This window comes from Ruminococcus sp. NATIVEDY160, assembly GCF_045819885.1.
In the GTDB taxonomy this organism is placed as follows: Bacteria; Bacillota; Clostridia; order Oscillospirales; family Acutalibacteraceae; genus Ruminococcoides.
Genome location: NZ_CP162391.1, coordinates 753,938 through 772,710 on the forward strand (window position 1 = coordinate 753,938; position 18,773 = coordinate 772,710).

The following is an 18,773-nucleotide window of genomic DNA, read 5'->3' on the forward strand; positions in this document are numbered from 1 at the left end:
ATGAAAGCAATATTGCAGCGCGTAAAATTCGCGAAGGTTGAGGTTGGCGGCGTGACCGTCGGCGAAATCGGACAGGGCTTCCTCGTACTCCTCGGCGTAGCTAAGGAGGACGACAAAAAGGAGGCGGAGGTTCTCTCAAACAAAATCGCGGGACTTCGCGTCTTTACCGATGAAAACGACAAGATGAACCTCTCTCTAGATGATATCGGCGGCGAGGTGCTCGTTATCTCAAACTTCACACTCTGCGCGGACTGTTCCCACGGCAGGCGTCCGAGCTTTATAGCCGCAGCAAGACCCGAACAGGCAGAGCCGCTATATGAATATTTTTGCCAAAGGCTCCGCGACGCTGGCGTGAAGAAGGTCGCTCAGGGAATCTTCGGCGCTGATATGGCGGTGTCGCTGCTCAACGACGGCCCCGTCACCATCGACATTAACTCAAAGGATTTGAAACGATGATAGATATTAAACTTTACCATGTTACAGAGATCGCCACAAACTGCTGCTATCTAGTCGACGAGGCGACAGGCAAGAGCGCCGTCACCGACCCCGGAGCCGAGAGCAATGCGCTGATTTCTCAGATCGAGAAGGACGGCGGCAGGCTCGAATATGTGATTCTGACTCACGGCCACTATGACCATATCTGCTTTGCAAAGCAGCTTGCGGATAAGTTCGGCGCGAAAATCGTCACGGGCAAGCACAATAACGAATTTCTCAGCAATACCGATTACAACGGCACCGCTCGCCACGGCATTCCGTTCAAACCGTTCTCCGCGGATATCCTGCTCGACGACGGAGAAACCTTCAAGCTCGGCGAAACCGAGATAAAGTATCTTTACACACCCGGTCACACGAGCGGCTGCGGAGTGTATATTTTCGACGACGTTATGATAAGCGGCGACACGCTCTTCTGCGAGTCATACGGCAGAACCGACTTGCCGACCGGCGACGACATGAATATGATCGCCTCGCTCAAAAAGCTCAAGGAGCTAGACGGCGACTACCACGTAATCCCGGGTCACGGCCCGATGACTACGCTCGAGCACGAGCGCAGATGGAATCCTCTGATGAGGAGACTGTAATATGAATCTTTACGTCCGCAACAACAAATTCTGGTTCGAGCTCGAAAACTTAACGCGGCTGTTCTTCCCGAACGAAAAGATAAACGTTTTCAAGGACGATTCAGCCCTGGAGCTGCCTTATATCTGCGCAGAGCAGGGAGAGAATATTACCGTCAGCGTCCGTATCGGCGGTTTTGAAGCGGCAAAATCCGCGCCCGTGTCATCCGACGACGGCGAAAACGAGCTGAGTATGGTCAAGCTGCTCTATGTGATTCTCCGCGATTTCAGCGGAGTAGACCAGCCATGGGGACTGCTGACAGGCGTGCGGCCGATCAAGCTTCTGCGCCGCGTCAGGGAAGAGCTCGGTGAGGCGGCGGTTGAACGCCGTTTTCTCGACGATTACTTTGTCAGTCCGGAAAAGCTCAGTCTCGCGATGATGACAGAGGAGCACGAACAGAGGATCATCAGTCTTTCGCGGCCCGAGAGCTTCAGCCTGTACGTAGGCGTGCCGTTTTGCCCGTCAAGGTGCAGCTACTGCTCATTCGTAATGTCTTCGGTCGAGCGCGCGAAAAAGCTGATTCAGCCGTATACAGACCTGCTCTGCGAGGAGATAAAGGCGACGGCTCAGATCGCGTCGGATTTGGGACTGCGTCCGGAAAGCGTATACTTCGGCGGCGGAACTCCGACCACCCTCAGCGCGGAACAGCTCGATAAGGTTCTCGGAACGGTCAATTCCTCATTTGATTTGTCGAGTTGCCGCGAGTTCACTGTTGAGGCGGGCAGACCCGACACCATCACCGCCGAGAAACTTTATTCCTTAAAAGAAAATAAAGTTGACCGCATAAGCATAAATCCCCAGACGACAAATGATGAGGTGCTGCGTGCTATCGGCAGACGCCACACGGCAGAGGACTTTTTCAGGGCGTTTGCTTTGGCGCGCGAATGCGGTTTTAATAATATAAATACCGACCTTATCGCGGGACTTCCCGCCGATACTCCCGAGAGCTTCGCCCGTTCGCTCGACGATATGCTCAGGCTCGAGGCGGAGTGCGTGACGGTTCACACCCTCTGCATGAAGCGCGCGTCAACACTCACTCAGGACGGCAAGACCCTCAACCGTGAGGAAGCCGCCGCTGCGCGTGAGATGCTCGCTTACGCCAAAAAGCGCCTGACAGAGAGCGAGTACATTCCCTATTACCTCTACCGCCAGACGCGAATGGTAGGCAATCTCGAAAACGTCGGCTGGTCAAAGCGCGGCTGCGAGAGCCTGTACAACGTCTATGTCATGGACGAGACCCATACTATTTTAGCCTGTGGCTGCGGCGGAGTGACAAAACTGAAAAATCAGCAGACGGACTATCTCAAACGGATATTTAACTTCAAATTCCCGTATGAATATATAGACCGATTTGACGAAATTCTTAAAAGAAAAGCCGAGATACAGGGCTTTTACGGCAAATCAACCATTGAATAATATATTAAATAGTGCTATACTATTTGATAATAAATTTAAAGGAGCAAAGCTCCGAAATCAAACAGAAAGGTGATTATTATGGGAAAATTCGATGAAATTTTTGACGATGTAGTAGTTAACGCTAAAGCAGCGGCAGCTGTGGTTTCAAAGAAAGCGTCCACTGTATACGACACATCAAAGCACAAGATTACTGCCGCCGAAATCAGAGGCGAAATCAACAAGAAGCTCCGCGATATCGGTAAGTATACCTACAAGAAAGAGGTATTCGGCGTTGACACCTCCGCTGAGGTCTCTCAGCTGATAGCCGATGTAAAGGAGCTCAAGGAGAACCTCGACATCATCAACGCTCATATTGATTCCGTAAAGAATCAGAAGAAGTGCCCCCAGTGCGAGGCTAAAATCCCCAGAAATTCCATTTACTGCAACATTTGCGGCGCGAAGGTAGAGGAAGATGAGCCTGCTCCCGCAGCTCAGGAAGCTCCCGAAGCCGCTGCAGAGGTTGTTGAGGAAGCGGTTGAGACTGCAGCTGAGACAGCGGAAGAAGCCGCTGAGTAATCGAATCTGATTTATAAGGTGATTCAATTTGTCAAAAAAATATAACGCGGTTGCCAACGCGAGCCAAAGTGCCTCGCAAACCTTTGTCAAGGGAGCCGCGATACTTACCGTCAGCATGGTGGTTGTCAAGGTGTTCGGAGTCCTCGACAAGGTTATCCTCACCAACATCTACTCCATGTTCGGACAGAGCCTTGCCTCGATGGGAATGGGTATTTACAACAATGCCTACGAGGTATTCGGCGTTATTTTCACCGTCGCGACGGGCGGTCTGCCGATTGTTATCTCGCGCATGATTTCCCAGAATATGGCTGAGGAAAGGTACAAGGACGTCAAGCAGGTGCACCGCGTATCGATACCGCTGTTTTTGGTGGTCGGACTCGTCTGCACCATAGGTCTGATGCTTGTCAGCTTTCCCTACGCCTTCAAATTCGTAAAGTCGCCGTATTCGATTTACGCGATGCTCGCCTTGGCGCCGACGGTACTTTTCGGCTGTATCGCGTCAATTTACCGCGGCTACTTCGAGGGACAGCGCAATATGTTCCCGACGGCTGTTTCCGAGGTTATCGAGGCTGTTGTCAAGCTCGTTTTAGGCGCGGCGTTTGCCTATCTTATCATGTACTTCGGAATGGCGCATTACAAGGAGACGGGCAACTTCCTCTGGTTCGAGCTCCGCGATATCAACGAGGCTCAGAACACGATCCTCGCGTTTTCGGTCGCGGGCAATATCTGCGGTATCTCGCTTGCGAGCCTTTGCTCGAGTATCTTTCTGATTCTGAAGTACAAAATCGGCGGCGACGGCATTCCGAGGGAATATTTCGAAAGCTCGATCACCGCAAGGCGGCAGAAGGAAACTCTCGGAATAATTATCCGCACGGCGCTTCCGATTGTCGGCGGCGCGCTCGTTATGAGCATCGGTTCGCTGATTGATGCGGTTATTATCCAGAACGTGCTTTTCGGCCTTGCACAGAACAACGCCGACGCGCTTTTCCGCCAGTACCACGATTACTATCCGCGTGAGGTATTCTACGGCTTCAAGGATATTCCGCCCACGATTCACACCAGCCTTTGGGGCTGCTACGGCTCTTCTCTGACGCTGATGCAGCTCGTTACAGCCGTTACCCAGGTATTCGGCTCAAGCGCTATGCCTAACGTCACAAGCGCGTGGACAAAGGGTGACAAGGCGGAACTCAAGAGCTCGGTAGACACCGTCCTCAAGATGACGATGATGTTTACCCTGCCTATGGCGTTCGGACTATGCGTGCTTGCACACCCGATTATGGGCTTTATTTACGCGAGTCAGGATATCGTCGAGGTCGGCGGAAACGTCCTCACACTGATGGGTATCACGACCATCTTTACTGCGATCATCACACCGATATGCAGTATGCTCAACGGTATCGGCAAGGTCAAGCTGCCTATGATACTCTATACTATCTGCATGCTCATCAAAATCGGCACCTCATGGGTGTTCGTAAGCATTCCCGAGATCAACATTCAGGGCGCCACAGCCGGCTCAATGATTTCCTACGCGATCATCTGCGCTGCGGGCATGTACCTGCTGATCAAGCATTCAAAGGTGGTACCCGACTTCCTCTCAACAACCGTGAAGCCGTTGATTGCTGCGGTTTGCTGCGCGGCAGCCGCATACTTTGCGAATGCCTTCCTCGAGGGAAAGATGAACCACAGGCTCAGCACGATTCTTGCCATTCTTGCTGCGGTTATTGTTTATATTGCAATATTACTAGTATTGCGAACTTTTTCTGCAAAAGAGGTGCGGTTTTTACCAAAAGGCGAAAAAATCGCAAAAACACTTGAAAAATTACACTTAATTGGTTAAAATAGAATACTGTGGGTTGAAAACCCGCGCTATTCGGAGTAATAATATGGAATATCCTGTTAAAGAAAAGTACAACTTTGACGATCTGGTTGAGATTGTCAAAATTCTCCGTTCCCCGGGCGGCTGTCCGTGGGACAGGGAACAGACCCACAAGTCTATCCGCTCCAACTTCATAGAGGAGACCTACGAGGCAATTGAAGCCATTGACAATGACGACAAGGAGCTTCTCAAGGAAGAACTCGGCGACGTGCTCTTGCAGGTTGCACTCCACTGCGAGATGGAGAGGGAAGAGAACAGCTTCGACATCAATGACGTATGCGACGGTATCTGTAAAAAGCTGATTATCCGTCACCCGCATGTCTTTGGCGACAAGAATGCCGGGAATGCTACGGAGGCGCTGTCCAACTGGGACGCTGTCAAGATGAAGACAAAGTCGCAGACCACCTACGCTGAGGCGATGCAGAGTGTTTCGCGCGCTCTTCCCGCGCTCATGCGAAGCGAGGAGATCCAGCGCAAGGCGTCAAAGGTCGGTTTTGACTGGGATGACGCCGAGGGTGCGATGACAAAGCTGACAGAGGAGTGCAACGAGCTCAACGTTGCGATCACTCTCGGCAACGCCGATAACCAGATGGAAGAAATCGGCGACGTGCTCTTCACGGTAGTTAACGTCTCACGTTTCCTGAAGATCGACAGCGAGCACGCTCTCTACAAGGCTTGTGACAAATTTATCAACCGCTTCACAATGCTCGAGGAGCTCGCAAAAGAGCGCGGCATCGACGTAAAGGAAGCATCAATGACGCAACTTGATTCCCTCTGGGAGGAAGTTAAAATAATTCAAAAACAAAAGATTTATGGAGGTAATTGAAGATGAAAAAAACAGATCTTATCGCTGCTGTTGCAGAGCAGAGCGGTCTTTCTAAGAAGGATGCCGAGAAGGCAATCAACGCAACAATCGATACTATCATCAAGGCAGTTGCCGATGGTGACAAGATTCAGCTCACAGGCTTCGGCACATTTGAGCAGCGCCAGAGAAATGCCAGAACAGGCGTAGACCCCAGAACCGGTAACTCCATCGAGATTCCCGCTTCAAAGGTTCCCGCTTTCAAGGCAGGCAAGGGCTTCAAGGATATCGTAAACCAGTAATTGCTTTTCACAAAAGAGCCGCAAGGCTCTTTTTGCTTTAAGAGGTCATTATGAGATTAGATAAATACCTGAAGGTTTCGCGCTTGATCAAGCGCAGAACCGTGGCGAACGAGGCTTGCGACGCGGGTAAAATCGCGGTAAACGGCAAGATCGCGCGCGCGTCATACGACGTGAAGGTCGGCGACATAATTGAAATCACCCTCGGCGCGAGAAGCGTCAAGGTGAACGTCACCGAGGTAAAGGAAGTCGTCCGCAAGGAGGACGCCGAGACAATGTACAGCCCCGTGTCATAAATTCAACAAAACCTCCGTATACTGAAATGAATCGGTAGTACGGAGGTTATTTTTATGGAACCCGCAAAGAAAAAACATTCCCTGATGCTCGACAGCCGCAGCAATCTCGTGATAACGGGAGCCGAGGATGTCAACGGCTTCAATGAGGAAACCGTGTCGGTGCGCACGACCGACGGAACCCTGATAATCAAGGGCAGCGGCCTGCATATCGACAAGCTCAATCTCGAAACTGGCGATGTGTCGGTCGACGGAAAGATCAATTCATTGCAGTATCTCGGCTCGGACGGCAGACAGTCAAAGCTGTCTCGGCTCTTTAAGTAGATATGGAGCTGAGTTTTGCCCAACAGTCGGCGGCGTTTCTCTGGTCGGTTGCTTTGGGCGCGTCGCTTGCCGTGCTGTACGGAATATTCAAGTTTATTCGCTTTTCCTTCTCGCCCGGAAAGGCGGCGGTATTTCTGCTCGACGTTCTGTTTATGCTTTCCGCCGCTGTTTCATGCTTTTTGTTTTCGCTCGGCTTCATTCAGGGCTACGTGAGGTTTTACGTATTTATCGGCGCGGCAATCGGTTTTGCGGCATACAGAATGACCGTAGGAAGGCTGACATTTATCCTTTATAGCCGCTTTGTGCTCGTTTGTCGGAAAATACTAAACAAAATTTTGAGAAAATTAAAATTATTTGCAAAAAAGCTATTGAAAATCTGCCACAAGATATTGTATAATGTAGGAAATAGGAAAGTAACTGTACAACATTTTGATGATAAAGGAAATGAGTATGGCATTGAGAAAGAAAAAGCCCGTCACCAAGAAGGCGCAGGCAACAGGCGAGACCGCCGAGGCACCCGCTGAGGGACCGAAAGAGGTTGAACCTGTAAAGAAAAAGCGCAAGCTGCGTTATCTCCTGCTTTACGTTGCGGCAATCGGCTTCGCGTTCTATGCGGTCATCACCATTATTAATCAGAACGTGCGGATAGCCGAAAAGCGAGCGGAGCTCAGCGAGCTTCAGCAGCAGATCAACGTCGTGGAGATCCAGTCGAAGTATATCGAGAAGGTACGCGGCTACAAGGGGCAGGAGCTTTCGGACTATATGGAAAAAATTGCCAAGGAAGAGCTTGGTTACGTCGGCGAGGGAGAGAGGATTTTTATCAACGTCGCAGGCGATCAATAATAAATTTTGAGGAAAAACAGGGGTAAAAACAATTTATGGCGATTGAAGTCGGAATGATTCTCGAGGGTAAGGTTTCGGGAATCACAAAATTCGGTGCGTTTGTAGATTTGCCGAATTCCAAAACAGGTATGGTACATATTTCAGAGGTCGCGCCCACCTTCATCAACGAAATCGGCGATTTTGTAAAGGTCGGTCAGACCGTCAAGGTGAAGGTTCTCTCGATGAACGACGGAAAAATCAGTCTTTCCATCAAGCAGGCGCTTCCCAAGGATCAGCAGAAGAAACAGCCCAGGGGACAAAAGCAGCCCCGTGAACAGCACAGCGCACCCCGACAGCCCTACAAGCCGGCGCCGCCCGTAACCTCTCCGGGGGATTACGAATGGCAGAGCTCGCGCAAGAGCGCGCCGTCTACCTTTGAGGATATGATGTCCCGCTTCAAGCAGACAAGCGAGGACAAGATGAGCGACCTCAAGCGCGGAGGCGAGAGCCGCGGCTACAGCCGCAGAGGTAATGGCAACGGCAGAAGATAAGCCATTTTTGCGTTGCATAAACGCTACAATACAGGAAAATTTAATAAGGGAGGCAATTTTATGAGAATCGTCTACACAGCAAGAAAAGTTAACCTCAGAGACAACTTCAAGGAGAGAGTTGAGAAAAAGCTGCAGAAGTTCAAGAAGCTCTTTTCCGAAGAAGCGGTTGTAAATGTGGTTGTCACCCTTGAAAAGAACCGTCAGACTGTCGAAATGACCATCCGTGACAAGGCTATGGTATACCGCGCCGAGAGCACGATGCCCGAAATGAACGACGCTCTCGACCGCGTAATGGATATCATGACAAGGCAGATCCGCAAGAACAAGACTCGTCTTGAGAAGCGCATCAAAACCGGCAGCCTGAATGACATCATCGCCGATATTCCCGAGGGAGAGATCGAGGCGGAAGATGAGTACAAGGTAGTCCGCGCAAAGCAGGTTATTGTAAAGCCGCTCACTATTGAGGAGGCAATCCTCGAGATGAACATGGTCAATCACGATTTCTTCATGTTCCTCAACGCTGAGACGAATGACATCAACGTCGTATACAAGCGCAAGGACGGCAATTACGGTGTTCTTGAGCCGTCGTAACAAGAAAAATAAACATTATGGGGGCGGAGTTTCCGCCCCTTTTTCTTTAAGGAGAAAATTATGAAGCTCACTTTTTCTGCACCATGCATTTTCGGACTTGAGGGCATCTGCGCCAACGAGCTGAAATTCCTCGGCATCGGGAACGTCCGCGCCGAAAACGGCAGAGTCCTCTTTGACGGAGATTTCAACACTCTCGCAAAGGCGAGCGTAAACTCGCGCTACGCCGAGCGAATACATATTCTTCTGGCGGAGTTTGAAGCGACGACCTTTGAACAGCTCTTCGAGGGAGTAAGGTCGATAGAGTGGGAGAACTTCATCGGTATGAGCGACGCTTTTCCCGTCAAGGGCAGGTGCCTGAGCTCAAAGCTGATGAGCGTTCCCGACTGCCAGAAAATCGTGAAAAAAGCCGTAGTGTCCCGCCTTTCGGAGAGATACCTCCTCTCGTGGTTCGAGGAAACGGGACCGGTTCACCAGATTCAGTTTCTGATTATTAAGGACAGGGTCAGCGTCCTGCTCGATACCTCCGGAGCGGGTCTGCACAAACGCGGCTACCGCGCGGACTCAAACGACGCGCCTATCAAGGAAACCCTTGCCGCTGCTATGGCGGAGCTTGCGCGCGTCCGTCCAAATCACTTTGTCCGCGACCCGATGTGCGGCAGCGGCACGATCCTAATTGAGGCGGCGATGAAGGCAAAGAACATCGCTCCGGGCATGAACCGCTACTTCGCCTGCGAGCGCTGGAGCTGTGTGCCGAAGGAAGCCTTTGATCAGGCTAAGGCTGAGGCAAAAGAGAAGATACGCGCCGATATCGCCTTCCGCGCTCTGGGCAGCGACATCGATCCTCGCGCACTGGAAACAGCCGCTCACAATGCGGAACTGGCAGGAGTAGGGGAGTATATCAGCTTTGAAAAGCGCGACATCCGCGATTTCAGGCTGTCCGAGGGCTTCGAAACCGTCATCACCAATCCGCCATACGGCGAACGGCTCCTCGACGTCCGCGCTGCAGAGGAGCTTTACAAAATAATGGGAGAGCGCTTCTGCCGCGAAAAGGGCAAGAGCTACACAATAATCACGCCCGACGACGATTTTGAAAAAATATTCGGCAGACGAGCCGACAAGCGCCGCAAGTTATATAACGGCACGCTCAAATGTCAGGTATACCAGTTTTTTAAGTGACGTTCACTGGTGAATTCAGACAAATAATTGCATAATTTTTGGTAACAATAACAAAAATGCGATTAACTCATTGTAACCATTCAGAAAAATGCTAAATTATGTGAAAAAATCAATTAAATGCTTGACCATTTGACCTCGTTATATTATAATATTTAGTGAATAAAAAGACAAAACGGAAACATTTTTGTTACAAAAAGGGGAGAGCTATGGAAACCTCGGTACTTTGCAGACTTAATTCCGCAGTAGAAAAATACGGTGACAAAATCGCCTACAAGGATCCTGAAAACTCGCTGACCTTTAGTCAGTTCAATGATTTGACCAGATCAATCGGCACATATCTCGCGCGTCTTGTACCCGCGGGTGCGCCTGTAGTGGTTATGTCGGGCAGACACATCTTCACACCCGCCTGCTTCCTCGGCGTTGTCAGAGCAGGCTGCTTCTACGCGCCAATGGACGGCGACATGCCCGTGACCCGACTGAACCAGATTCTCGGCGTTATCAAGGCAGACTACATGCTCGTTGACAAAGCGCATCTCGATATTGCCCAGGGACTTGAGTTCCGCGGCACCATCTTTGTGATGGAGGATATTATCGATTACCCCGTTTCCGACGAGCTGCTTGAGCAGAGAGAAAAGACTCTCATCTGCACTTCTCCGCTCTATGTTATCTTCACATCCGGCTCAACAGGTGTGCCCAAGGGCGTTATCACCTCTCACCAGAGCCTGATGACCTATATCGACTCCGTAAGCAAGGTGCTCGATATCAACGACACTGACGTTCTCGGCAACCAGTCGCCGCTCGATTATATCGCCGCTATCAGAGATATTTATTTCCCGATCAGCCGCGGCGCTTCGACCTTTGTGATCCCGAAGAACGAGTTTGCGGTACCCACCGCGCTCTTTGAAACTCTCAACAGGGAGAAAATCACGGCTCTTTGCTGGAGCGTTGCGGGCGTAGAGCTTCCCGCGAAGCTCGGCGCGTTCGACGTGCTCAAGCCCGAATATCTCAAGAAGCTCTGCTTCTCGGGTTCGGTTATGCCCTGCAAGTACCTCAAAATCTGGCAGGAAAACCTTCCCGATGTACTCTATGTCAATCAGTACGGTCCCACCGAGGCGACAGCGTCATGCACCTACTACGTGGTCAAGGAGAAGGTGGACGACGACACCGTTCTGCCGATCGGAACTCCGTATGACAACTACAGAGTTACACTTCTCACCGAGGACAACAAGCCTGTTGCTACCGGTGAAACTGGTGAGATCTGTGTAAGCGGCCCCATACTCGCGCTCGGTTACTACGGCAACGCGGGCTACACCGAGAAGGCGTTTATCCAGAATCCGCTCAATCCCAACTACCGCGAGCTGATTTACCGCACAGGCGACCTCGGCAGCTTTGACGAGAACGGCATTCTGCACTTTCACGGCAGAATGGACAGACAGATCAAGCACCTCGGACACCGCATTGAGCTCGGTGAGATCGAGGAAGCCGCCCGCAAGATCGACGGCGTTGTCGATTGCTGCTCGCTCTACAATAAGCCGAAGGAGCACCTCTACCTGTTCTACACAGGCGACGCGACCTCCAAGGATATTGTACTCAGCTTCAGAAAGAACATGCCTGCATTCATGGTTCCCCGCAAGCTCGTCAACCTTGACAAGCTGCCCACCTTGCCCAACGGCAAGATCGATATGCAGACCTTAAAAACATATTTTAAATAATCATTTTAGAAGGAGAAATTGCTATGATGGATGAATTAATGGAAATCTTGGAAGAACTCAGACCCGACGTTGACTTTGCTAACGAAACAAAGCTTATCACCGACGGTATCCTCGATTCATTTGATATTGTTGCTCTCGTAGGCGAGCTCAACGATGCGTTTGATATCGAAATCAAGCCCAACAACCTCGTACCCGACAACTTCAACTCCGCAAAGGCTATGCTCGCGCTGATTGAAGAGCTCCAGGATGAATAATATGAACGAGAACAAACTCAGAGAAATCCTCTCACAGCTTGGAACGCCTTCCTACGTCTACGACCTCGACGCCTTCAACGCCCGCGCGGCGCTGATCCGCGAGCAGTTCGGCGACAAGGTAGGACTGTGCTTCTCTATCAAGGCTAACGCCTTTCTGCTCGGCAGACTGCCCGAAACCATTGACAAGATCGAGGTTTGCAGCCCGGGCGAGCTGACGATCTGCGAAAAAACAGGCGTTGATGTCAGCAAAATCATCTTCTCGGGCGTCAACAAGACGAAGGCTGACGTTGAACGCGCAGCCGACGACAATGTAGGCACCTTCACAGCCGAGAGCTTCCTGCATCTTCAGCTCATTAACGAAGCCGCGCTCAGCAGAGGCAAGGTTTTTCCCGTTCTGCTCCGTGTGACCGACGTAAAGGGCGGCACCCAGTTCGGTATGGAGGAGGGCGATGTGCTCGACCTTATCCGTAACCGCGCCGACTATGAGGGCGTTGAGATTGTGGGTATCCACTATTTCACAGGCACCCAGAAGCGCAAGGCTAAGCCTATCCTGCGCGAGCTCGACTATCTTGAGGAGCTTGTGCACAAGATCAAGGACGAGCTTGACTTCACCGTACAGCGCCTTGAATACGGCACCGGTCTTGCGGTCGATTACTTCGACGAAAACGCGGACGAGCTCGAAGCGGCACGTCTTGCCGACATCGCACCCCGTATCCGTGAAATCGGCGAAATCGCCGAGCTCACCGTAGAGATGGGCAGATTCTTTGCTGCACCCTGCGGTTACTACTTCACAAAGGTTATCGATGTCAAAACCTGCTACGGTGTGAACTATGCCATCGTTGACGGCGGTCTTAACCAGCTCAAATACGACGGACAGCTCCAGGGTATGCAGATTCCCGTTATTCTTCACCTCAAGGACAACGAAGCATCGGGCAGCGTAGCTCCGTGGACACTCTGCGGAAGCCTCTGCACCACCAACGACATTCTCGCCAGAGCGGCGGAGTTTGACTCCCTCGAAATCGGCGACACCCTCGTGTTCACCAGAACAGGCGCTTATTCCGCAATGGAGGGTATGGCGATATTCCTCAGCCGCGAGATGCCCGTTATCTCTGTCTATTCCGAGAAGGACGGTCTGACCGTTCTCCGCGAAAGACTCTATTCCGACGTATTCAACACCCCTTGAAAATAACCACGCTTGAGGCTGCCAAATCGGCAGCCCCAAGCTTGAGTTTTGTTTACGACACCCCTACATAGGAGATGTTAATTTGACCTATACATCATTAAACTTTATATTCTTTGTGTTGGCGACCGCGCTGGTGTATTTTGTACTTCCCTTCAAGAAGTACCGCTGGACAGTACTCCTCGCGGCGAGTATCTTTTTTTATTGCACCTGGAGCTACCAGCTCGGTGCATTCATGCTTTTCACGACTCTGAGCACATACCTGATAGCACTGTGGCTCAACAGGGTATCGGTTAAGTCCAAGGCTGTGCTCAAGGAGCACAAGAGCGAGTGGAGCCGCGACGACAAGAAGAAGTACAAGAACAAAACCAAGGTTCGAATGCGCCTGGTTATGACTCTCGCGTTGCTGCTCAACTTCGGCATTCTCGCGTTTCTGAAGTATTACAACTTCTTCGCGGGCAGCCTCAACGACATTCTCGGCGCGTTCAGCCTTGACTTCTCGGCGCCGAGCCTAAAGCTCATTCTGCCTCTTGGTATCTCGTTCTACACCTTCCAGTCGATGGGCTACATCGTCGATGTGTACCGCGAAAAGACCGCGCCGCAGAAGAACCCTCTCAAGCTGCTGCTCTTCGTTTCATTCTTCCCGCAGATCATTCAGGGACCTATCAGCATCTACGACCAGCTCGCGGTTCAGCTCTTTGAGGGACACGATTTTGATTTCACACGCTTCAAGCACGGCTGTGAGCTTATCATGTGGGGCTTCTTCAAGAAGCTCGTTATCGCCGACCGCGCCGTTATCGCAATCACCGCGGTAACTGCCGACTACAACAAGTTCGGCGGCACAACTCTGACATTTACTGTTTTGCTTTACGCTTTGCAGCTTTACGCCGACTTCTCGGGCGGTATTGATATTTCCCGAGGCGTCGCGCAGATATTCGGCGTCGATATGATCGACAACTTCAAGCGTCCGTACTTCTCGCGTTCAATCAACGAGTACTGGCGCCGTTGGCACATTTCACTCGGCGCATGGCTCAAAAACTATCTCTTCTATCCCGTGGCTATGTCCAACGCGTTCATCACCGCGAGCAAGAAGATGAAGGGTACGCGCTTCGGCAAGACCGCCGCAGGCGCTCATATCTCGAAGGTACTTCCCACCAGCGTAGCCTCGCTGATCGTATTCCTCGTTGTAGGTATATGGCACGGCGCGAGCTGGAAGTATGTTGCATTCGGTGCGTGGAACGGTATGATCATCATGGTCAGCATTCTTCTCGAGCCGCTGTTCATCAGTGCGAAGGACAAGCTGCACATCAAGGATACCAACATCCCGTTCATGCTTTTCCAGATGTTCCGCACCTTCCTGATCGTTCTCGTCGGCTACGTATTCGACGTTGCGCCCAGCTTCTCGCAGGCTATGCGCACCTTCTGGCTGTTCTTCACGAACCAGAACTTCAAGCTCGGCTACAGCCAGATAAGCGACCTCGGACTCGGCAAGAAGGATTATCTCGTCGTTCTTATCGGAGGTCTGATTATCTTCATCGCGAGCATAATTCAGGAGCGCGCCAAGAACGGCCTAGATATCCGTCACATGCTTGACCAAAAGCCGTTTATCCTTCGTTTTGCGCTGCTGTTTGTAGCCTTGATATCGATTGTAGTATTCGGCATCTACGGCTCCGGCTACAGCGCCGCGGACTTCGTTTACGCCCAATTCTGACGGGACGGTTAAGCCCGGTGGGCAACAATATTTTTCGTAATTACTAAAGGTAAGTGTATTTATGAAAGCAAAGCTATATATCACAAGAGCAATAAAAATATCGGCGTTTATTCTGCTGTCGGCGTTGGTTATCGGCTTTTTGCAGGAGTACGTGCTCTGTCACCACGACGCCAACCGAATGCGCCTTGACGCGTTTTACATCGAGGACAAGGATACGATCGACGTCGCGATGATTGGTTCGAGTGAGATGTACTCGGGCGTTTCACCTGCTCTGCTTTATGAAAAGTACGGCGTCACCAGCTTCCCGTATGCCACAGCCTCGAGCACGGCGGCTGCGATGAAAACGCAGATCAAGGAAGTTGAGCGCAATCAGTCTCCCAAACTGATCGTCATTGAAATCAACTGTTTCCTGTACGGCACAGACAACGAGGAGAAGGAGTCGAGTATCCGCAACTACATCGACAATGTTCCGCTCAACGGCAACAAGATCGAGTATATCGAAACGACTCCGGCTGTACGCGACCTCGGCAGACGCGAGTTCTATTTCCCGATTATCAAGTACCACGGAGTATGGAACGATTTCCCCGAGCCGTGGAACAAGATGACCTCGCGCTTTACCCAGGATATGCGCGGCTACACCTATCTCAGGGGCTACAAAACCACCGCGCAGAAGCTCAACGTAAACGAAAAGATTTACAATCCTACGCTGCCTGCCGACGAGACCCGCAACGACCTCGATCCGAGATACGAAGTGTTTCTGCGTGAGTTCCTCGATTACTGCAAGGAACAGAAGTATGATAACCTTCTCTTTGTACGCTTCCCGCATATCGTTAAGAAGGAAACATACAAACGCTTCACCCGCGGCAATGCGGCATTTGATATAATCAGCGAGTACGGCTTCAATTATATCAACTTCGAGCGCGATGAAAACGTGATGTCTTATACCGCCGACGATTACTACAACTACGACCACATGAATATTTACGGTTCGGTCAAGTTTACGGATTACTTCGGCAAGATCATCACAGAGAAATATAAGGTTCCCAAAACTGTTCTCGACGAGAAAAACACGGAGCAGTGGAACGAGTCGGTTGATTTCTGGCACAAGTTCTATGACTATACCGAGTACCGCTTTAAGCAGAACACCAAAAACAAAAAAATAGAGCTGTGGGAAACAAACGACCTTATCAATAAGGTTGAGGCTTACGCGGCTAAACAAAAATAATTGAAGGGCGCATTCAGCGCCCTTCTTGAATTTTAAATATGTAAGTTTTGTTTTTCAGCAGAATCAGCTTGTCGCTGATCTCACCCAACAGCTCAGCGTTTTTGTCATACCGCTTGTTTTGCTGTCCGGTGTAAATCAGCGTATGGCAGCTCAGAAGCTCCGCGTGGTACGACACATAATCCATGATGATATAATCCGCTGTCCGGTACTTTACGGGCAGCTTTTCTATATCTCCGTAATGGGGAACAAAGAGCAGGGTTCTGCTTTCAATCGTCAGGTACTGATATACAATACCGTCAATATTCATCACTTCGTCAACGGTACCGCTGTTAAGTACAAATGATATGCGGCTGTTCTCGGACAGCTCAAAGTCCGCGTCCTCGGATATTTCATCAGCGTATTTCTGATTGACAATTGTGTTTTTCAAGTCGAAGTGTTCCTCCAGCATCGTGAGATAAGAGGAATAGTTTACGCGGTTCGGGATTACCGCGTTATCAATAACGCTGTTGTATGCGTACAAATCATCGATAACATCGTCGTTGTAACGTCCGTTGCCGCCGCAGCACAGTATTGACAGGCTTCCGTCCTTGCTGACACCCGCGGTCAGTCCTCGATATGTTTGTTTGAGATAGATTTCCGTCGGGTGCGTGTCCGTCAGCACCTGCACTGACCAGCCCGTACCCAGAACGAACGCGGATATGAGGATAGAGGCGACGACGTATTTTTTCTTCGCGTGGATAAGATATCCGACAGCCACAAGCGCGCAGGTTACGCCCAGCCAGATGAAATAGTATAGCTTTTCTGTTTTTACGGAGGAGAACGGGATCGAAGCGACAAAGAAATTGATGTTCAGATGCGCGCCGCAGAGAACGTTCAGCAAAAGCGCGATCGGTTTCGCGAGAACAGAGATGAATGGGATAAAGTACAGCGCCAGCATAATTACCGACAGAATCAATATTAAGCTCGCAATCAGCGAGGTGATGATAGAAACGGGAACAACCAGCAGCGGAATCCGACCGATGAACAGCGTCAGAATCGGCATTACCCACAGCGCAGCCGAAACTGAAACAGCAATCAGGTTGACAATGAAATTCAATATCCATCGCAAAGGCTTTAACTTAACGGAACAGATGTGAAGCACCCGCGTAAGGAAACCGATGATTTTCGGCACCCACAGGACAATTCCGAGTGTTGTGGAAAACGACATCAGCACGCCCAGATCACCGACGACGAACGGATTCGGCAGCGCCAGTATCAGAGCGGCAATACCAAGCGAGTTTATGCTGTCTACCTTTCGATGCACTACGTCGCCGCAGTAGGCGAGGATTACCATAATACCGGCTCTCATAACGGAACGCGTAAATCCCGTCACCGCGGAGAACCCGATGACGACGACAAGGAAAATAATTAACCTTGGCAGCCGCGATATTTTAGTCCGTTTCAGCAGGATATTTATTAGTCCGCAGAGTACGGAGAGGTGCATTCCCGATACGACAATCAGGAACGAGGTTCCAGTGCGCTGAAAGTCGTGCTTGTAGGTTTTTCTCAGACCGTACTTGTCGCCGAGTAAAATAGCCTTGCACAGAGCTCCGCTGTCGCGGTTCAACAGCTTTGTCAGCGCACTCTTACATTTCATTCTTACGTTAACGGCGAGGCTGTACAGAGAGAAGTGCTTTTCTCCTGTGGTTCTCAGCTCAAAGCTGTTGTCCTGAGACGCGCTGAGAAAACAGCCCTTGCTGATCAAGTTCTCGCTTTCGTGCGCGGATACGAACAGCCTGCCCTCAACACAGTCGAATTCCTCAGCCTCAAAGTCGTTATAGACCGTGAGGTTGATTTTGACCTCTGCCTTTTCGCCGTTGATCTCCTCGGTTTGCAGCGGGATAACGATGATTTTGCTGCCTATGTTAATTTCATCGCATATATAGCCTTTGAATGATATTTCTTTATCGGAATAATTATCGACAACGGGCTGGTAGATATAATTCCGATAAAGAAATATACTCACAACCGCCAAAGCCGCGGAAATGCCCGCGAGCAGCATGGTTTTTCCGGTTTCAAATCTTTTTACAGCCAGAACAATGCCGCAGCCTGTGATCACAAAGCCTGCTGCCAGCAGAAAAACAGCGGATTTTGGCAGAAAAAAGGCGACCGCCAGTACAGCCAGATAAGTTGATCCGATTGTACCGAACAGCCGCTTCATTGTTTTTCTCCGGGAATGGTTTAATTGTGGTGGTTCATTCTGTAGCAAAGGGTCATGAGCTTGTCGCTCAGGTGAACATTCTCGACCACGGTATCGCTGTATCGCGTGGTAATATCATAGTGACTGAAATTCCAGAAGCTCCTGATTCCGAGGGAATAGAGTTTATCCAGTACCGTTTCCACATTTTCCTTGGGGATACAGAGAATCGCGGTGTCGACCTGATTGCCGCTGCAATAAGCCTCAAGCTCGTCGTCGTGTCGGATAACCATCTCACCGATGGTCTGACCGACCTTTCTTTTATCGTTGTCAAAGCAGGCGACGAGTTCAAAGCCCAGCTTGTCAAAGCTGAGGTGGTTGGCAAGCGCGGAGCCGAAGTTGCCAACGCCGATGAGTATCGCCTTGTAGCCGTTATTCAGTCCGAGAATACCCTTGATTTCGTCCTTGAGCTGGCTGACGCTGTAGCCGTAGCCCTGCTGACCGAAGCCGCCGAAGCAGTTCAGATCCTGTCTGACCTGCGACGCGGTGACGTTCATGATATCCGCGAGCTTGTTAGATGAGATCCTGTCGACACCTTGCTCGTCGAGCTCGGTGAGAAAGCGGTAATAGCGTGGCAACCGCCGTATTACCGACATGGAAATGCTGTCATTCTTTGACATACGCACGTATCTCC

At 50.7% G+C, this 18,773-nt stretch carries 21 protein-coding genes; 19 read left to right on the forward strand and 2 right to left on the reverse strand.

What is annotated here, in order from left to right; all coding sequences use genetic code 11:
* From dtd to AB1I49_RS03700, 19 genes are all read left to right on the forward strand, one after another.
* Complete coding sequence (dtd, locus tag AB1I49_RS03610) at positions 1-456, forward strand: D-aminoacyl-tRNA deacylase (RefSeq protein WP_407721383.1); 456 nt, start codon at positions 1-3, stop codon at positions 454-456.
* Positions 453-1,079 (forward strand): MBL fold metallo-hydrolase, encoded by a 627-nt coding sequence (locus AB1I49_RS03615; protein ID WP_407721384.1) that lies wholly within the window; start codon positions 453-455, stop codon positions 1,077-1,079. Before dtd ends, AB1I49_RS03615 begins: the two co-directional genes overlap by 4 nt.
* Position 1,080: 1 nt before the next feature.
* The gene (gene hemZ / locus AB1I49_RS03620; protein ID WP_407721385.1) at positions 1,081-2,532 is read left to right on the forward strand and encodes a coproporphyrinogen dehydrogenase HemZ; all 1,452 of its coding nucleotides are present in this window, start codon (positions 1,081-1,083) and stop codon (positions 2,530-2,532) included.
* A 78-nt stretch (positions 2,533-2,610) separates the two neighbouring features.
* On the forward strand, positions 2,611-3,087 hold the full coding sequence (locus AB1I49_RS03625; protein WP_407721386.1) for a hypothetical protein: 477 nt from the start codon (positions 2,611-2,613) through the stop codon (positions 3,085-3,087).
* A 28-nt stretch (positions 3,088-3,115) separates the two neighbouring features.
* On the forward strand, positions 3,116-4,924 hold the full coding sequence (locus tag AB1I49_RS03630) for a putative polysaccharide biosynthesis protein (RefSeq protein ID WP_186834139.1): 1,809 nt from the start codon (positions 3,116-3,118) through the stop codon (positions 4,922-4,924).
* 46 nt (positions 4,925-4,970) lie between these two features.
* Positions 4,971-5,789: a nucleoside triphosphate pyrophosphohydrolase gene (gene mazG, locus AB1I49_RS03635; RefSeq protein WP_330055443.1), complete on the forward strand. Its 819-nt coding sequence runs from the start codon at positions 4,971-4,973 to the stop codon at positions 5,787-5,789.
* Positions 5,790-5,791: 2 nt separating this feature from the next.
* Positions 5,792-6,067, forward strand: coding sequence for an HU family DNA-binding protein (locus tag AB1I49_RS03640; RefSeq protein WP_186834137.1), 276 nt, complete (start codon positions 5,792-5,794; stop codon positions 6,065-6,067).
* 50 nt (positions 6,068-6,117) lie between these two features.
* Positions 6,118-6,360, forward strand: a complete 243-nt coding sequence (locus tag AB1I49_RS03645) for an RNA-binding S4 domain-containing protein (RefSeq protein WP_186834136.1) — start codon at positions 6,118-6,120, stop codon at positions 6,358-6,360.
* A gap of 54 nt (positions 6,361-6,414) precedes the next feature.
* Positions 6,415-6,681, forward strand: coding sequence for a sporulation protein YabP (gene yabP, locus AB1I49_RS03650; RefSeq protein WP_186834135.1), 267 nt, complete (start codon positions 6,415-6,417; stop codon positions 6,679-6,681).
* A 2-nt stretch (positions 6,682-6,683) separates the two neighbouring features.
* Positions 6,684-7,205: a spore cortex biosynthesis protein YabQ gene (yabQ, locus tag AB1I49_RS03655; protein ID WP_186834134.1), complete on the forward strand. Its 522-nt coding sequence runs from the start codon at positions 6,684-6,686 to the stop codon at positions 7,203-7,205.
* On the forward strand, positions 7,132-7,524 hold the full coding sequence (locus AB1I49_RS03660) for a septum formation initiator family protein (protein WP_186834133.1): 393 nt from the start codon (positions 7,132-7,134) through the stop codon (positions 7,522-7,524). Before yabQ ends, AB1I49_RS03660 begins: the two co-directional genes overlap by 74 nt.
* A gap of 35 nt (positions 7,525-7,559) precedes the next feature.
* Positions 7,560-8,054: a S1 RNA-binding domain-containing protein gene (locus tag AB1I49_RS03665; RefSeq protein ID WP_186834132.1), complete on the forward strand. Its 495-nt coding sequence runs from the start codon at positions 7,560-7,562 to the stop codon at positions 8,052-8,054.
* Positions 8,055-8,114: 60 nt separating this feature from the next.
* Positions 8,115-8,645 (forward strand): ribosome hibernation-promoting factor, HPF/YfiA family, encoded by a 531-nt coding sequence (gene hpf / locus AB1I49_RS03670; protein WP_186834131.1) that lies wholly within the window; start codon positions 8,115-8,117, stop codon positions 8,643-8,645.
* 60 nt (positions 8,646-8,705) lie between these two features.
* Positions 8,706-9,821 carry a THUMP domain-containing class I SAM-dependent RNA methyltransferase gene (locus AB1I49_RS03675; protein WP_186834130.1) on the forward strand — a complete coding sequence of 372 codons (1,116 nt, stop codon included), beginning with the start codon at positions 8,706-8,708 and terminating at the stop codon, positions 9,819-9,821.
* Positions 9,822-10,027: 206 nt separating this feature from the next.
* Entirely contained in the window at positions 10,028-11,533 is a 1,506-nt protein-coding gene (locus tag AB1I49_RS03680; RefSeq protein ID WP_186834129.1) for an AMP-binding protein, read from the forward strand.
* 23 nt (positions 11,534-11,556) lie between these two features.
* A complete protein-coding gene (locus tag AB1I49_RS03685) occupies positions 11,557-11,787 on the forward strand; it encodes a phosphopantetheine-binding protein (protein WP_399552655.1) in 231 nt (76 codons plus the stop codon).
* A gap of 1 nt (position 11,788) precedes the next feature.
* The gene (locus tag AB1I49_RS03690) at positions 11,789-12,970 is read left to right on the forward strand and encodes a diaminopimelate decarboxylase family protein (RefSeq protein WP_186834128.1); all 1,182 of its coding nucleotides are present in this window, start codon (positions 11,789-11,791) and stop codon (positions 12,968-12,970) included.
* An 82-nt stretch (positions 12,971-13,052) separates the two neighbouring features.
* Positions 13,053-14,678: an MBOAT family O-acyltransferase gene (locus AB1I49_RS03695; RefSeq protein ID WP_407721387.1), complete on the forward strand. Its 1,626-nt coding sequence runs from the start codon at positions 13,053-13,055 to the stop codon at positions 14,676-14,678.
* Between the two features lie 61 nt (positions 14,679-14,739).
* Positions 14,740-15,903, forward strand: coding sequence for a hypothetical protein (locus AB1I49_RS03700; protein WP_186834126.1), 1,164 nt, complete (start codon positions 14,740-14,742; stop codon positions 15,901-15,903).
* A gap of 13 nt (positions 15,904-15,916) precedes the next feature.
* Here the strand turns inward: AB1I49_RS03700 and AB1I49_RS03705 are convergent, their stop codons facing one another.
* Both AB1I49_RS03705 and AB1I49_RS03710 read right to left on the reverse strand, forming a co-directional pair.
* On the reverse strand, positions 15,917-18,103 hold the full coding sequence (locus AB1I49_RS03705) for a ComEC/Rec2 family competence protein (protein ID WP_407721388.1): 2,187 nt from the start codon (positions 18,101-18,103) through the stop codon (positions 15,917-15,919).
* 20 nt (positions 18,104-18,123) lie between these two features.
* On the reverse strand, positions 18,124-18,759 hold the full coding sequence (locus AB1I49_RS03710) for a redox-sensing transcriptional repressor Rex (protein WP_186834124.1): 636 nt from the start codon (positions 18,757-18,759) through the stop codon (positions 18,124-18,126).
* Between the last annotated feature and the right edge of the window lie 14 nt (positions 18,760-18,773).

Coding starts and splice junctions, on each gene's coding strand:
- AB1I49_RS03665 (WP_186834132.1), top strand. CDS start 7,560: ATGGCGATTGAAGTCGGAATGATTCTCGAGGGTAAGGTTTCGGGAATC.
- AB1I49_RS03710 (WP_186834124.1), bottom strand. CDS start 18,759: ATGTCAAAGAATGACAGCATTTCCATGTCGGTAATACGGCGGTTGCCA.
- AB1I49_RS03690 (WP_186834128.1), top strand. CDS start 11,789: ATGAACGAGAACAAACTCAGAGAAATCCTCTCACAGCTTGGAACGCCT.
- AB1I49_RS03700 (WP_186834126.1), top strand. CDS start 14,740: ATGAAAGCAAAGCTATATATCACAAGAGCAATAAAAATATCGGCGTTT.
- mazG (WP_330055443.1), top strand. CDS start 4,971: ATGGAATATCCTGTTAAAGAAAAGTACAACTTTGACGATCTGGTTGAG.
- AB1I49_RS03640 (WP_186834137.1), top strand. CDS start 5,792: ATGAAAAAAACAGATCTTATCGCTGCTGTTGCAGAGCAGAGCGGTCTT.
- AB1I49_RS03660 (WP_186834133.1), top strand. CDS start 7,132: ATGGCATTGAGAAAGAAAAAGCCCGTCACCAAGAAGGCGCAGGCAACA.
- hemZ (WP_407721385.1), top strand. CDS start 1,081: ATGAATCTTTACGTCCGCAACAACAAATTCTGGTTCGAGCTCGAAAAC.
- dtd (WP_407721383.1), top strand. CDS start 1: ATGAAAGCAATATTGCAGCGCGTAAAATTCGCGAAGGTTGAGGTTGGC.
- AB1I49_RS03705 (WP_407721388.1), bottom strand. CDS start 18,103: ATGAAGCGGCTGTTCGGTACAATCGGATCAACTTATCTGGCTGTACTG.
- AB1I49_RS03625 (WP_407721386.1), top strand. CDS start 2,611: ATGGGAAAATTCGATGAAATTTTTGACGATGTAGTAGTTAACGCTAAA.
- hpf (WP_186834131.1), top strand. CDS start 8,115: ATGAGAATCGTCTACACAGCAAGAAAAGTTAACCTCAGAGACAACTTC.
- AB1I49_RS03675 (WP_186834130.1), top strand. CDS start 8,706: ATGAAGCTCACTTTTTCTGCACCATGCATTTTCGGACTTGAGGGCATC.
- AB1I49_RS03685 (WP_399552655.1), top strand. CDS start 11,557: ATGATGGATGAATTAATGGAAATCTTGGAAGAACTCAGACCCGACGTT.
- AB1I49_RS03645 (WP_186834136.1), top strand. CDS start 6,118: ATGAGATTAGATAAATACCTGAAGGTTTCGCGCTTGATCAAGCGCAGA.
- AB1I49_RS03615 (WP_407721384.1), top strand. CDS start 453: ATGATAGATATTAAACTTTACCATGTTACAGAGATCGCCACAAACTGC.
- AB1I49_RS03680 (WP_186834129.1), top strand. CDS start 10,028: ATGGAAACCTCGGTACTTTGCAGACTTAATTCCGCAGTAGAAAAATAC.
- yabP (WP_186834135.1), top strand. CDS start 6,415: ATGGAACCCGCAAAGAAAAAACATTCCCTGATGCTCGACAGCCGCAGC.
- yabQ (WP_186834134.1), top strand. CDS start 6,684: ATGGAGCTGAGTTTTGCCCAACAGTCGGCGGCGTTTCTCTGGTCGGTT.